8 protein-coding genes are annotated in these 15,712 nt (G+C 43.5%); 5 read left to right on the top strand and 3 right to left on the bottom strand.

Going from position 1 to position 15,712, the window contains the following annotated elements; all coding sequences use genetic code 11:
* Window positions 1–58: 58 nt before the first annotated feature.
* The 3 genes from ACSX1H_RS12950 to ACSX1H_RS12940 are packed head-to-tail and all read left to right on the top strand — an operon-like array spanning window position 59 to window position 8,621.
* Complete coding sequence (locus ACSX1H_RS12950; RefSeq protein ID WP_439184508.1) at window positions 59–3,157, top strand: efflux RND transporter permease subunit; 3,099 nt, start codon at window positions 59–61, stop codon at window positions 3,155–3,157.
* Window positions 3,158–3,169: 12 nt separating this feature from the next.
* Window positions 3,170–7,903, top strand: coding sequence for an efflux RND transporter permease subunit (locus ACSX1H_RS12945; protein ID WP_439184506.1), 4,734 nt, complete (start codon window positions 3,170–3,172; stop codon window positions 7,901–7,903).
* Entirely contained in the window at window positions 7,893–8,621 is a 729-nt protein-coding gene (locus ACSX1H_RS12940) for a hypothetical protein (RefSeq protein WP_439184504.1), read from the top strand. The genes ACSX1H_RS12945 and ACSX1H_RS12940 overlap by 11 nt, the downstream gene beginning before the upstream one ends.
* A gap of 54 nt (window positions 8,622–8,675) precedes the next feature.
* On the opposite strand, the gene ACSX1H_RS12935 is transcribed toward ACSX1H_RS12940, so the two are convergent.
* Complete coding sequence (locus ACSX1H_RS12935) at window positions 8,676–8,945, bottom strand: DNA-binding protein (RefSeq protein WP_439184503.1); 270 nt, start codon at window positions 8,943–8,945, stop codon at window positions 8,676–8,678.
* A 580-nt stretch (window positions 8,946–9,525) separates the two neighbouring features.
* Here ACSX1H_RS12935 and ACSX1H_RS12930 point away from each other — a divergent pair.
* Together ACSX1H_RS12930 and ACSX1H_RS12925 are read left to right on the top strand one after the other, a co-directional pair.
* Window positions 9,526–10,857 (top strand): DEAD/DEAH box helicase, encoded by a 1,332-nt coding sequence (locus tag ACSX1H_RS12930; protein WP_439184501.1) that lies wholly within the window; start codon window positions 9,526–9,528, stop codon window positions 10,855–10,857.
* A 28-nt stretch (window positions 10,858–10,885) separates the two neighbouring features.
* Complete coding sequence (locus ACSX1H_RS12925; RefSeq protein ID WP_439184499.1) at window positions 10,886–11,872, top strand: diacylglycerol/lipid kinase family protein; 987 nt, start codon at window positions 10,886–10,888, stop codon at window positions 11,870–11,872.
* Window positions 11,873–11,967: 95 nt separating this feature from the next.
* On the opposite strand, the gene yidC is transcribed toward ACSX1H_RS12925, so the two are convergent.
* Both yidC and pyrG read right to left on the bottom strand, forming a co-directional pair.
* The gene (gene yidC, locus ACSX1H_RS12920; protein ID WP_439184497.1) at window positions 11,968–13,812 is read right to left on the bottom strand and encodes a membrane protein insertase YidC; all 1,845 of its coding nucleotides are present in this window, start codon (window positions 13,810–13,812) and stop codon (window positions 11,968–11,970) included.
* A gap of 22 nt (window positions 13,813–13,834) precedes the next feature.
* A complete protein-coding gene (pyrG, locus tag ACSX1H_RS12915; RefSeq protein ID WP_439184496.1) occupies window positions 13,835–15,436 on the bottom strand; it encodes a CTP synthase in 1,602 nt (533 codons plus the stop codon).
* Between the last annotated feature and the right edge of the window lie 276 nt (window positions 15,437–15,712).

Here is a 15,712-nt window from a genome sequence, read left to right as displayed (position 1 = left end):
ACCTTTCATCAAGAAGTGTGCGGTATTAACAGCTTCATAAATCCCAAATCTAAAATCTATGAGATCAATTTCTCGTTTTTCAGTGAACTATCCCGTAACCGTCCTGATGATTGTTTTAGGCATTATTTTGCTGGGCCTTATATCACTTAGTCGGCTGGGCACTGATTTATTTCCTGATTTACAAAACCCAAAAATATATGCCGAAATCGTGGCGGGCGAACGTTCGCCGGAAGAGATAGAAAAACGCTTTGTAGAACAGGTGGAAGCATTGGCTATCCGGCAAAATGGTGTTATTAATGTATCATCGGTGAGTCGTGTCGGAACAGCTGTGGTTACTGTGGAGTATGATTGGGGCAAGGACATTGATGAGGCTTTTCTCGATCTGCAAAAGGCACTGACGCAGGTTGGTCAGGACGACGATGTGGAGGAACTCAATATTTCCCGTTTCGACCCAAATGCTTCACCGGTCATAAAAGCGGCATTTAGAGGTGAGCATAGCCAGGATATGAATACCCTGCGTAAAGTGGCTGAAAACTATATACGGAATGAATTAATACGCATCGAAGGAATAGCGGATATTCGTATTTCAGGCGAAGAAGAAGCCGAAGTGATGGTAATAGTCGACCCACAACTGCTGCGAGCCAATGGTCTGACAATGTCATCGGTACTCAATACCATCAATAATTTCAACCAAAATGTGTCGGGTGGTTCCATCGAAGAGATGGGACAGCGTTACATTATTAAAGGACTAAGTGCATTAACCGCTTTGGGAGATGTGGAGAACCTGGTGGTTAAATTAAATCAGCCAACTGCTGCAGGTAATGCTCAGGAGCAAGCGGTATCAACAGGACAAGCATCGCCTGTGTTGTTAAAGAGTGTGGCGCTTGTTAAATTACAAAATCGCGAACCGGAAAGCATCGTCCGTTTAAATGGCCAGCGATGTTTGGGTATTTCCATATACAAAGAAACGCGCTACAATACTGTTGACGCAGTGGAGAAGCTTGAAGAGGCTTTTGCTGGTATTCATCAACGATTACCAGGCTACCATTTAGAAGTGATTAATAATCAGGGCACATTTATTCAGAGTGCCATTGGTGAGGTGCAGGAGAGTGCCCTCATTGGTATTATCCTGGCAGTGTTTATTTTGTTTGTTTTCCTACGCCGGTTTGGTGTAACGCTGATCGTTAGTATTGCTATCCCTATTTCAATCATTGCCACTTTTAACCTGATGTATTTTAATGGCCTAACGCTGAATATCATGACCCTGGGAGGTCTCGCGCTTGGTGCCGGTATGTTGGTGGACAATGCCATTGTGGTAGTTGAAAATATCGTGCGGAAAATGGAAGAAGGTCTTACCGTTCGGCAGGCGGCCATTGATGGAACGTCGGAAGTGGGTGGGGCACTCGCTGCCTCTACCTTAACCACCATTGTGGTGTTTCTTCCCATTGTGTACCTGCACGGCGCATCGGGCGAACTTTTTAAGGATCAGGCCTGGACGGTTGCCTTCTCCTTGCTATCGTCATTGGTGGTTGCTCTGTTGGTCATTCCGGTTTTGAGTGTATTCATATTTAAGACTAACTCCGACAGAAAAAGGCCTGTTCGTGCAGAGAAGAAGGGCTTTAGAGCTTATCAGGCTTTTTTGGAGAAGACATTGGAACACAGAACTGTTGTTTTGGCTGCCGCCTTTACTTTATTAATAGGAACTGCACTGATAGTGCCATTGGTAGGAAGTGAATTTATGCCTGAAACCGAATCCAATGAGGTGGTGGTTGAAACGGTTTTTCCGGTTGGAACATCACTGGAAAAAACGGATGCCACCTTAAGGCAGATGGAGCAGATGGTACTGGATGCTTTTGGTGAGCAATTACTGTGGGTTTATACCCATGCGGGTCCGGAAACAGCCAGTGAAATTGCATCAACCAACGAACAAGGGGAGAACACCGGGTACATCAAGTTGGTACTGAAGGATGAATTGCAGGCCTCATTTGCTGATTTGGTGACAGCTTTAAATCGTTTGTTTGATGGTGTTCAAGGGCTCGAGATGCGGTTTGTGCAGGAACAGTCAGCTATTCAAACCCTGTTGGGAACCAATGAAGCCCCCTTGGTGATTGAGGTAGAAGATAACAATAAGGAGCAGCTCGAAGCAGCAGCACAACTGTTGACTGATTTTATGCGACGGCAGCCCGATATTTATAATGTCAAAAGTTCTTTTGAGGATGGCGCCCCCGAGGTGAATGTTGTGATTGACCGCATGCGTGCGGGTATTTTTAATCTTGATGTGTCGGGCATTATGAGCAGCCTTTCTGACTATCTGACACAAAAAGAAGCGGGCAGCATGGAGGTGAAAGGCGATTTAACGAAAATAAGTCTGGAAACTCCCGACGTCAGACTGGAAGAGTTGGGGCACTTAAAAATCTCTCAGGGAGATAAAGAGGTACTCCTATCTGAAGTGGCTTCAATTGAGGTGGGAAGAGCCCCGCGTGAAGTACTTCGGAATAATCAAAAACGGATAATTTGCCTGAGTGCCATGGTGAGTGACCAGCGTCCGTTCGATCACTTTGTGGCTGACCTGGAAAAAGAGATTCAGCAACTGCCATTAGAAGCGTCATCAACGGTTACAGTCCTTGGTGAAGAGGAGAAGCGAAAAGATGCCTTTGGAAACCTGCAGTTTGCCCTGATCCTCTCCATTATATTGGTGTACATGGTGATGGCGTCCCAATTTGAGTCACTTCTGCATCCTTTTACAATATTACTAACCGTACCGTTGGCTGGTGTTGGCGCCGTGTGGGCCTTTTTTATACTGGGTCACACCTTCAACATCATGGCCTACATTGGGATAGTGATGCTGGCTGGTATTGCCGTCAACGACTCCATTATTTTAGTTGATGCCATCAATCAGTATAAGCGCTCGGGCTATGCACTTAAAGATGCGGTAGTGGCCGCCGGACAGCAACGCGTTCGTCCTATTTTAATGACCAGTTTAACAACGATACTGGCCTTACTGCCATTAACAATTGGATTTGGCGACAGTGCGGCACTTAGGGCACCAATGGCTATTGCCGTTATTGGTGGTCTCGTAACATCCACTTTGCTTACGCTGGTTGTCATTCCCTGTGTGTATTTCGTATTTGATAAATGGTTTAATCGCACCAACTAGAGCAGCGCAGATATGAGAGAATTAATTAACAGGAAAGTACTGGTCAGCATGCTGTTTATTGCGCTTACGATGTTAGGGGTGATATCATACCGGCAGCTGTCGTTCGAACTGATTCCTAACACGGAGTACCCGCTACTTTTTGTGCGAGTGAATGCAAGCTCCGAAATGGACCCCAGATACATGGAGCAGGAAGGAGTGATTCCGGTTGAAGGCATTATAGGAACACTCGAAGGCATCGAAAAAATTGAGTCCCGTGTTGGCCCGGGGCAAGCCATGATTTTTGTTTATCTCACCCGCGATGCTGACATTAAGTACAGCTACCTCAAGCTGGTGGAGAAGATGGAAGGAGCAAGTAAGCTGCTGCCCGATAACATGATGGCACAAGTATTTAAGGCCGATGTTGAGCAGATGAACAGTCAATTCATGACCGTGGAGGTACGAGGAGAAGGCGGCGTGGACCGGGTGCGTAATGTAGTGGAACAAGCTATTAAAGTTAAGTTGGAGAGCATTGATGGCATCTCATCCGTGCAGGTGTCCGGCGGACGACAAAAGTCGGTGGAGATTATCTGCCGCCAGGATGTGCTTGACAGTTATGGTTTGACACCTGGGCGTATCCGCCAACTGATTACTACAGGGCAAAACGAAAAGATGTATGCCGGAACAGTGCTTAAGGACCAGATGCAGTTTTACGTAACAGCCGAGGCCGACTATAAGCACATTAGCGATATCGAAAACATTGTGGTAAAGGCCGACGGACCCGTTCTGTTGAAAGATGTGGCAGAAATTAATTTCAGCGTAAAGGAGGAGGATTCTTACAGTCGGGTAAATGGCATGGAGTCGGTATCTCTGGCCTTAGCCAAAGATGCACAGGTAAACATGATTGAGCTCTCGAATAGTACTTTGAGGGCAATAGAAAAAATCAATGCCGATTATAAGGAACAGGGGATCGAACTGGTGGTAGTGCTCAATGAAGCCGAGACCATGGAGAGCAACCTGGACTCCATCATCGAGCTGGCTTTTATTGGAGGTATTCTTGCCATTTTTATCCTATGGATTTTCCTGAATAACATTCCCTTGGTGGGCATGGTTATGCTATCGGTGCCACTTTCGGTTTATGGGGCTTTCAATTTCTTTTTTGCCGCAGGCATATCTATTAACATGCTAACTTTGGTTGGTTTGGCACTAGCCATTGGTATGTTGCTTGATAACAGTGTGGTGGTGATGGAAAACATTTACCGGGTTGCGTCCTTAGGGCGTGATAAGGGGGAGGCGAGTGTGGTAAAGGGGACGAAAGAGGTGTGGCGGTCTGTCACAGCTGCAACGCTCACCACCATATCGGTATTTCTTCCCTTTGTTTTTTCTGAACAAATGTTCTTCAGAGAAGTGGCCAAGCACATCAGTGTATCTATTATTTCAACACTCATTGTATCCCTGCTGGTTGCGCTGATTCTTATTCCCATGCTGTCTCACCTCTTTTTGTCAGGTATCATTCGTTACCGCATTGAGGCACTCGAGAAGCTCGATTTGCACAATAAGCTGGTGCAATACTATATTTTGCTATTGAAGGCGACTTTAAGAAAGCCAGCTGCAACCATTGTTGGTATTTTACTGGTGTTTTTTGTGGTACTCATAGTCAGCTTAGGGCTAAGTATTACTGGGCAACAAGAGGCTGAAACCACGGAATTTAATATTAGCCTGGACATGCCGTCAGGCTCCATGCTATCTAATACCGATAAGGTGGTGCGCGAAATTGAAAATCGACTGGAGTCGCTTGAGGAAAAGAAAGATGTCGTGAGTCAGGTGTATGAAGATGAAGCGACGCTTTCAATCATTCTGCATAAAGACTATAAGCGTATTGCCAGGCGTACAATTCCTGAGATAAAAGCGGATATTCAAAACCGCATCAATGAGATAGAAGGCGGAGATATCACACTCTCGCAAAGCTCAACGCTTGCTATGGGTGGCTTTGGCGGGTTTGGCTCCAATCCGGGTTTGGGCCTGCTTATGTTTTTGGGCTTGGGAGAGCAGCAGGAAAAAGTGGTTATTAAGGGGGAGGATTATGATCAGATGCAGGCCGTAGCTAACGACATTAAATACAACCTCGAGAATAACATTGAAAATTTGCAGTCGGCCTGGGTATCAACGGCCAGTAAGCGGCCCGAAATTCATTTGGGCATGGATGCTTACCGGATGGGCTTATTTAATGTTTCACCGTCCAACGTTGTATCTGAGTTATTTACTTTTCGGTCAGAGGTGAGCTCAGGAGGTGAGTTGAAGGTAGATAATGAAAGTTACGACATCATTATGAAGACCATTGATGGTGAGTATCAGGAGGAAGTTGTACCAAAAACAATGAGTGACCTGCAGCAGCTAAACATCACCAATAGCGATGGGGTGGTGGTTCCACTGCACGATTTTTCAGATATTAATTATGCCTCCGGGCGAACCGAGATTTTAAGGGTGAATCAGGAAAAGCAAATAGAAGTAGTCTATCGGTTTAGCAATGAGGTGAACGATTCCAAAACTTTATTGGAGGCAACGCGCTTGCAGGTTGATGAACTGGTTGCATCGGTCCCTGTTTCATCAAAAGTATCACTTAAAGTGGTGCATGAGGAGGAAATGTTTGCTGAGTTTAAGTTTCTGGGATTAATAGGTCTGCTGCTGGTTTTTATGATTCTGGCCTCTGTTTTTGAATCTTTGACTGCCCCGGTAGTGATGTTGTTTTCAGTGCCCCTGGCAGCCATTGGTTCACTTCTGGCACTGGTGCTAACAGGCAATTCTATTTTGAATCCTAATACGTTTATCGGCTTTCTTATTTTACTTGGAGTAGTTGTTAATAATGGGATTCTACTCATTGATTACTCACGGCAATTAAGGCGGGAAGGCTATACGCATGCCCGCGCGCTTATGCAGGCAGGTATATCGCGCATTAGGCCCATTCTTATTACCGCCATCACCACAATTATTGCCATGCTGCCCTTAGCGATGGGTAAATCGGAATATGTAGGTGTACTGGGCGCCCCCTTTGCAATTACAGTGGTGGGAGGTTTAAGTTTTAGTACTATACTCACCCTCGTGTTTATGCCCACTTTCGCCTTTGGTATGGACAGTGCCCTGAATTGGTTGCGAAGCTTGTCGTGGTGGTTAAAGGGACTGATCTATGCAAGCTGGACAATTGGATTTGTGCTCGTGTATTTCGTTTCGGAAGCCAGTTTTGCCTGGCAGTTGCTTTATGGTGTCTTGATCATTAGTGGTGTACCTACTATTGTCTATTTTGTCAAATCATCGTTGCGCATGGCCAATGCTCAATTGGTTAGGCACGATGAAGCTGTTTCCATCTCAATTCGCAATCTGGTGAAGGTTTATGATCGGGATAATCGGTTCATTCGTGAATACAAGGCTCGTGTCAATAAGCAAAAAGTAATTGACTTTGGTAAAACAAGCTCTACATCATTTGCCATGAAGCAAATGGTGTGGCAACTTCCCTTACTTGGTTTTGCGATTTATTTCACTTGGTGGTACCTCGATTCTGCAGTTTGGGGAGCTTTATTTACTATTATCAACTATTTTGTTTTGATGGCCTTGTACAGTGCCTGGGCACCCTATTGGCGGAGCAGAGCGGCATCAGCGCAGTTTGAAAAGCGCAACCGGTTTTTTCATAAACTCTTGAAGCTGCTTTATCCGCTTATTGGCGTGTTGCTGATTGTTATAAGGTGGGAGGCGCTCACGTTGGCCATAGTGGTGGGTGTATTGTGGTATGCTTTACTCTTACTAGCAGCTTCCGGCAAAAGACTCAAAGCCGATCAAACAAATATTGAGCGAATAAAAGGTCGGTTTGCAAGTTTACGTCGTACCTACTACCGCATGGTGCGATCGATTCCAGTAATTGGTAAAGAAAAGGAACCTTTTAAAGCCCTTAAAGGCATCTCGCTGGAGTTTAAAACAGGTATGATTGGTTTGCTCGGTCCAAATGGAGCTGGTAAAACCACCCTGATGCGTATTATTTGCGGTATTTTGGAGCAGAGCTATGGGAAAGTGTACATCAATGGTTTTGATACCGCAGAGCACCGCGAAGAGTTGCAGGGAATTATCGGCTATTTACCGCAGGAGTTTGGAACCTATGAAAATATGACGGCCTTTGAGTTTTTGGACTATCAGGCCATTGTTAGAGGAATTACAGACGATGATGTACGCAACAATCGCTTAGAGTACGTGCTGAAGTCGGTGCATATGTGGGAACGGAAAGATGATAAAATCAGTGCCTTTTCGGGCGGTATGAAGCAGCGAATTGGTATTGCCATGATACTGCTGCATCTGCCAAAAATATTAGTGGTAGATGAGCCGACTGCCGGGTTGGACCCACGCGAGCGAATTCGTTTCCGTAACTTATTGGTGGAACTTAGCCGTGAACGCATTGTGCTCTTTTCAACACACATTATTGAGGATATTTCCAGCTCGTGCAACCAGGTGGCGGTAATGAGCAAAGGGGAGCTGAAATACTGGGGCGAGCCGGGCGAAATGGTTAAGATTGCCAGCCAACGGGTGTGGCAGTTTGATGTTAAACCTGAGGATTTTGACGCTATCAACGAGCAACAATTAATTGTGCATCACATGCGCGATGGGGATCGAATAAGAGTCCGTTGCCTGTCTGATGCAAAACCAGCAGACGATGCTGTTAGTGTAGGGGCAGTGCTTGAAGACGCCTACATTTGGTTATTAAAAAATAAGCGAGCTAATGATGAATAAAACGATTTTTATCAACCCACCGCGGATACGCTTATTAATAAAGTTTATCCGCTATAACCTGAAAATTGTATTTGGGAACAAGTTTGTGTATTTCTTGGGGGCTGCACTCATCTTTTACTTACTCATCACATCCATCAGTTTGTTTGCTTCTGATTCCGTAAGTGTGAAAGGCGTGTATTTTCAATTAATGTTCCCGGCTTTTCTATTGATATTTTTTCCAACGGCCTACGGCATTCAAAACGATGAGGATGCCCGTATTCTTGAGATACTGTTTGGTATCCCCAATTACCGTTATAAAATATGGTTAGTCAGGCTGTGTATGGCTTTTTTTATGGTCTTTTGGTTTATATTCGTTATGGCTAATTTAAGCAGTGTATTGCTCATTAATGTGCCTGTTTGGGAGATGACACTCAGGTTAATGGTGCCTGTAGGGCTGTTCGGTATGTTAGGCTTCTTTTTTAGTACTGTGGTGAAAAATGGTAATGGTACAGCTGTTGTAGTTGTTATTATTGGACTTTTGGTTTGGTTTTTAAGTGCTATTATTGAATCCAGTTCCTGGAATGTATTTTTGAATCCCTTTGAGCTGCCTTCGAATATGAGTGAAGCAGTTTGGGAAAGTGTGGTCAGAAAGCATATGAGAACCTGGCTGATTGTTGCCTTTATAGCTGCTCTTTGGGGCTTATTAAACCTACAGCGACGCGAGCAGTTCATTAAATAATACAAACGAAAAAAAGCGCCTTAGGGCGCTTTTTCTTATAGAGAATTTTAAAAATTAACTTTGTACTGTTGGCTTATCGCCTTTTAAAATTTTGCGGGCCATTTCAAGGATTGTTGTGTCATCAAGTTCTACAATGCCGCCATCCGGGCCTTGTTCAAGATGTATCCCTACGCTTTTACCCCGATCGTAGTTGGCACCGCCAAAATAATTTCTTACTGTTTCTACGTCGAGGTTCAACTTTTCAGCAATAGTTCGAATGCTTCCGTCAGGCAGACTATCCTTAATCTTCCTGAGTTGATTAAATGTAATGGTTGTTGTACTCATATTGAAAAGGTTTAATAGTAAATATAAGTCTGTTTTAAAAGTAAAAAAATTAATCGAATATTAAAACTAAGTTGATGTTAATTTACCCTCCAAAAGGCCATAGAAATACCATGATTTAGTGCAGACAGTAAGGGATGCCTGAGATTATTATTTTTGTGTATTTTATTGAATCAGAATGATCTAATGCGATGAGGTCACTTGGTGAATGTATTCTGAGAACGAAGGATCTTTTGAGTAATAGCAAGAGTGGTGCCGGGCGCAGGGCCCGTTTTGCTTTGCTTTTTAAGTGGCAGACAGCACAGAATACGACGACCTTGTCAGCGCTTTATTTGTTGTAAGAGAAGGGGTAATGTGCAAGAAAGTGGGAAAATAATTTGGCAATCAGTCTTAAACATTCTGGTACACTCATTCTACTGACAAATATGGAGCTTTGTAAATCTCAGGGCTGTGCATTTTCAAATTTGCGAAGTTTATGAGTCGGTTTCGTGGCTATTTTGAGTATTTAAATGACCTTTTATGAACTTAGTATGCGTTTTATCGATAAACAATTTATTTTTGCATAAATTAAAATGTTAAGGTTTTGAATTTTTCAGATTTAAATATTAATACCGTTCTTCTCAATGCGCTGAACGATTTAGGTTTTACAGAGGCGACCCCGATACAGCAAGAAGCTTTTCCGGTGGTTATGTCAGGAAGAGATGTGGTTGGCATTGCGCAAACAGGAACAGGTAAAACGTTAGCTTATATTCTACCAATTTTGCGGCAGCTAAAATTTTCGGAGCAACGTCACCCTCGAATTTTGGTGCTGGTACCAACCCGTGAATTGGTTGAACAGGTGGTTGGCGAATTTAAAAAGCTGACCGAATATATGAGTGTGCGGATTGGTGGCGTCTACGGAGGAACCAATATAAATACTCAAAAAGAATTGGTTTACGGTGGTTTGGATGTGTTAGTGGCTACGCCGGGACGTTTAATTGATTTGAGTCTGACTGGGGTGCTGCGTCTAAAAAATATCCAAAAGCTGGTTATTGATGAGGTGGATGAGATGCTGAATCTTGGATTTCGGTCCCAGCTGGAACAGATACAGGAATTGTTGCCCGATAAGCGGCAAAATTTGATGTTCTCGGCGACGGTTACAGAAAGTGTGGAGGAACTGATTAATCAGTGGTTCTATAACCCTTTAAGAGTTGAGGTGGCAGCAACAGGTACACCCCTGGAGCAAATATTTCAAACAGGCTATGTTGTTCCGAATTTTTACACAAAGCGCAATTTACTGCTTCATCTTTTGCAAGCCAATGAGGAGATGGAAAAAGTGCTGGTATTTGTAAAGAGTAAAAGCATGGCTGACCTGCTCTTTAATGAGCTGGAAAAGGAGTTCCCGGAGCAGATTGGTGTTATCCACTCCAATAAGTCACAGAACTTTCGTTTTAGAATGGTGGATGAGTTTCTAAAAGGGGAACGAAGGATTCTATTGGCAACAGATTTAATTGCCAGGGGAATGGATATTAATCAGGTTAGTCACGTAATCAATTTCGATCTGCCAGAAACGGCCGAATCGTATATCCACCGGATAGGACGAACAGGTAGGGCAGATGCCGAAGGAGTAGCAATTGCGTTCGTCGAAGAGCAGGATGAGGAAATTTGGCAGTCAATTCAGCGCCTAATGAAGAAGGAGGTGCGTTTAGAGCCAATGCCATCAGCCGTTGAAGTAAGCGAACGCCTGCTGGAATCGGAAAAAGAGGTGTTGCCGGGCATGGCGCTCAACAAGGCTCCTAAGCCTGTTGCTGCTAAAGGAGCAGCATTTCATGAGAAAAAAGATAAAAATAAAAAAACCAATCAGGGAGGTTCTTACCGTCGTAAGCTGGCGGCTAAATACAAGAAACCAAAAACTAAAGGTCAGAAGCGTAAATAATAATTATTTCTAGCAGCTATTATTGCGTATGAAAAAGCACCGTGTTTTATTTCTGATTAACCCTATTTCAGGCATTGGTAAGCAACGTACAGTTGAAAAAGCTGTTGAGGATGAGATCGATCGCAAAAGCATCGAGTTTGATATTGCCTATACGGAGTATGCTGGCCATGCTCGTGAATTGGCCAAAAAAGCCGTGGGAAACTATGATGTAGTGGTGGCGGTAGGTGGGGATGGAACCGTTAATGAAGTAGGATCTTCGTTGATTAATACCACAACGGCTCTGGCAATCATCCCAACGGGTTCCGGCAATGGTTTAGCCCGTTATCTGGATATTCCTTTGCGTGTTAGCAGAGCTTTGCAGGTGATTAACCATATGCAAAAAAAGGATATTGACACCTTAAAGGTTAATGGCCAGGTTTCGTTAAATGTAGCGGGTATTGGTTTTGACGGGCATATAAGTCATCAGTTTGCCAAGGAAAAAAACCGGGGGCCAGCAGGCTATGTAAAACTTATTACGAGAGAATATGCCCGTTACAAATCATCGGTGTATCGGATTTCTATTGATGGTAAAACCTACGAATTGCCGGCCTTCATGATCACTTTTGCCAACTCTTCGCAATGGGGCAATAATATACACATAGCGCCACAAGCGAAAATTGATGATGGACTGATTGATGTATGTATCATCAAGGAGTTTCCTATTTATGATGGCCCCTCCTTATTAATTAGTATACTGGATCAGAGTGTAGATCAGCGGCGCTATGACGTTGTAACGCGAGCCAAAAACATAACCATTGAGAGCGACTCGGAATTGGTTGGTCACCTCGATGGTGAGCCCGTTGATCTAGGTAGAAGGGCCGAAATAAATATTCAGCCGCTCTCGTTGCGGGTGGTAGTTCCGCCAAAAGATTTCCGAAAGAATCTGTTGGACCCATTCATGGAGTTAAAGGAGCTATTGCCTCCTATTCCCAATTTAACAACTCTTCCTAAAGGCTTCAGGCAAGGAAAAAAATAGCAGGCAATCTGCGTTAAGCAAGTAATGGAATAAAACAAAAGCCGTTCAGAATTAACTGAACGGCTTTTGTTTTATGTGTGTTTGAAGCAAGGCTTCTATTTCTTTTTGCCTTTTTTGGCACCTTGTGCCTGCTGACGTTGCATATCTTCCAAGCGCTGCTGAAACTTAGATTTCTTCACTGGTTTCTTTTTGTTAGCATTTAGCTTAGCCAATAAAGCATCTTCATCAACGAAACGACGAATTAAAAGAGTTTGACCAATGGTTATCAGGGTTGAGATAAAGTAATAGTAGCTCAAACCAGAGGCGTAGTTGTTAAAGAAGAACAGGAACATTACCGGCATCATGTACATCATGCCTTTCATGCCAGGCATTTGCTGACTGCTCTGTGTCATATCCTGATTAATTCTGGTATACACAATATTGGTAATCGCCATTAGCAGACAGAACAGACTTACGTGGTCGCCATAAAACGGAATTTCAAATGGTAACTGAAAGATGGAGTCATACGATGATAAATCATCGGCCCATAAGAATGCTTCGCCACGCAGCTCAATGGATGCCGGGAAAAACTGGAACATGGCAAACAGGATAGGCATTTGCAATAACATCGGCAAACAGCCACCCATTGGGTTAACCCCTGCTTTGCGGTACAATGCCATGGTAGCCTGCTGGCGCTCCATTGCTTTATCCTTAGGTATCTTGTTATTAATCTCTTCAATCTGTGGCTTTAACACTTTCATTTTGGCCGTTGACACATACGATTTGTAGGTGAGCGGGAAGAGGAGCAGCTTAATAAGAATGGTCAGTAATAAAATAATTAAACCATAGCTGCTGATAAAGCCTTCGAAAAAGTGGAAGACCTCAATTACACCAAGGTTGATATAGCGTAAGAATCCCCAGCCTAAGTAAACCAGTTCGCGCAGCTCATATTTTTCGTCGTATGGCTTGAGCGCCTTAAAATCGTTAGGTCCAAAGTAGAAGTGGAAACCCAGGTTATCGTTGCCTGTAAAGGGAACATTCACCAAAGCACTGGCATTCATTATCAGACGCTCCGACGTTTCTTCCGGTGCTTCTGTGGCTACTTCACCGCTTAAGAAGCTGTCTTTCGCGATAAATACCGAAGAAAAGAACTGATCTTTAAATGCCACCCACTGTACTTTTGTGCTCAGGTTTTCAGATTTAGAACTGGTGGCAACTATGTGATCAACATCTTCTTTATCAAATTTGAAATAAATACCTGCCCGTTGACGCTCAAAATCAGCTGCTTTCTCCTGAGCATCCATGCGCATGTTCCACTCAATGCCCAGCGAACCATTGCTAGTCGATATAATATTGTCCATGTTGGCAGTGGCAATATTAAAATCGGCCAAGTAGCTGTTAGCTGGCAGGTTGTAGGTAAATTTCATTTGCCCCTCAGCTGCTTTAACCACAAGATCGACGTGATTATCTGTGGTTGAAGCTATATCAAAGTATAAGTCGTTGGTATGAAAATTACGGTTGTTGTGTGTGAAATAAAAACCAAACTTATTCTGGTCTCCATTCATTAAAACCACCGGCTCGCCATCATGTGCTTTATAGTTTTTTAATTCAACCGAGAAGATGCGGGCCCCTTTGGTTGATATTTTCATCTTAATCAACTCATTCTCCAGTGTGACGAATGATTGCTGGCCTTCTGCTGCATTGGCAAAGAGGCCGTAGCGATTTGCTTTTTCCTGCTCAATTAAGGATGAATCTTTTTCAATCTCTGTTTCTTGACTTTGCTGGGCCTGAACCGCTGCTGCCTGAGCTTCAGCTTGGGCGCGCAATTGCTCAACCATGGCGATTGAGTCTCTGCGGCGCTGCTGCTCAGCTAGCTGCTCCTCCGATGGTTTATTCATCCACCAGAAAAAGCCCAGAATAATGGTAATTAATATAATTCCGGTTATTGAATTTTTATCCATTTTATTACGTTATGTGTTAAGTTTACTTTTTGATTGCCGCTTTAATGAAGGCCATGAAAATAGGGTGCGGCTTTAACACCGTACTGCTGTACTCGGGGTGAAATTGCACACCTACAAACCATTTGTGAGCGGGTATTTCCATGATTTCAACAAGTCCGGTATCGGGATTACATCCTGCAGCTTTCATGCCTGCATCTTCAAAAGCCTCCAGATATTCATTATTAAACTCATAACGGTGACGGTGGCGCTCTTTAACATCGGGCGTGCCATAGGCCTCATATGAATTTGAACCTTCCTTTAAATGACAGTCGTATGCTCCCAAACGCATGGTTCCACCCATGTCAGTCACATTTTTCTGGTCTTCCATAAGGTCAATAACGGCATCAGGTGTCCGGTTATTCATTTCCCGGGAGTTAGCCTCTTTCAAATTAAGTACATTGCGTGCATACTCAATAACAGCACATTGCATACCCAGGCAAATACCTAAAAACGGAATGTTGTTTTCACGTACATATTTGATGGCAGACAGTTTGCCTTCGATACCTCTGTGTCCAAAGCCTGGTGCCACTAAAACACCATCCAATCCTTGCAGCATTTCGCCGGCATTGTCATCATTCAGGTCTTCAGAATGAATCAGCTCAATCTTTGCTTTCCGGTCGTTATACGTAGCAGCGTGAATCAGTGCTTCAATAATTGATTTGTAAGCATCGGCCAGTTCGACATACTTGCCAACTAAACCTATCTTCACCGTTTCTTCAGCAGCATGCAGTTTATTAAGAAACCCTTTCCAATCTTTTAGAGCTGGCTGCTCTTCAATAGGAAGCCCCAGTTTTTTCATCACGATCTCATCCAGGCCTTCTTCCTGCATCTTAACCGGAACTTCGTAAATGGTGCTGACATCGATTGATTGAATCACGGCCTTACTATCTACATTACAGAATAAAGCCACTTTTCTTCGGATATCCTGAGAAAGTTCTTTTTCAGTTCGTAGTACCAGTACATCTGGTTGAATTCCGTTTTCAAGCAGTTGCTTAACAGAGTGTTGAGTTGGCTTGGTCTTTAATTCGCCAGATGCACTCAGGTAGGGTACCAAAGTTAGGTGCACAACCGCTGCATGATCGCCTAATTCCCATTTGAGCTGACGAACAGCTTCCACATAAGGGAGCGACTCAATGTCACCAACGGTTCCGCCAATCTCGGTTATCACGAAATCGTACTTATGCTTGGTACCTAATAGCTTGATGTTACGCTTAATTTCATCAGTGATATGTGGAATAATCTGAACAGTTTTTCCTAAATAATCACCTTTGCGCTCTTTATTGATTACATTTTGGTAAATACGACCAGTAGTAACATTATTAGCCTGCGATGTTGGAACATTCAGGAAGCGTTCATAATGCCCTAAATCCAAGTCTGTTTCAGCACCATCTTCAGTGACGTAACACTCACCGTGCTCATAAGGGTTAAGCGTTCCAGGATCGACATTTAAATAGGGATCAAGCTTTTGAATGGTTACTCTATAGCCTCTTGCTTGCAATAACTTTGCTAATGAGGCTGATATAATTCCTTTTCCCAACGAGGAGGCAACTCCTCCGGTTACAAATACATATCTTGTTTCCGGCACAACTATAGTTTTATAAGTTTTCGAAATACTCTTACGAGTGAAAATTACAAGCTACAAAGGTAGAAAAATACCTATAATATCAGGTAACTTCCTTTTAAATAATGCGTCGTTGTTTATAGACAGTGGCTCACTTTGCTGGTAAATTGAGTGGCCACTATTCTATAACGCTTGAGGCGCGGTACTGGTTTTTATGGAATGGTAATGAGGTATTATGGTTTAGATAATCAATAAGATAGGGCTTTTATGATTAAAAATATATGGTCTGTAATAGTATTA

Origin of the sequence: Carboxylicivirga taeanensis (assembly GCF_051851475.1) — a bacterium.
Lineage (GTDB): Bacteria > Bacteroidota > Bacteroidia > Bacteroidales > Marinilabiliaceae > Carboxylicivirga > Carboxylicivirga taeanensis.
This window is presented reverse-complemented; position numbering and strand designations above follow the sequence as displayed.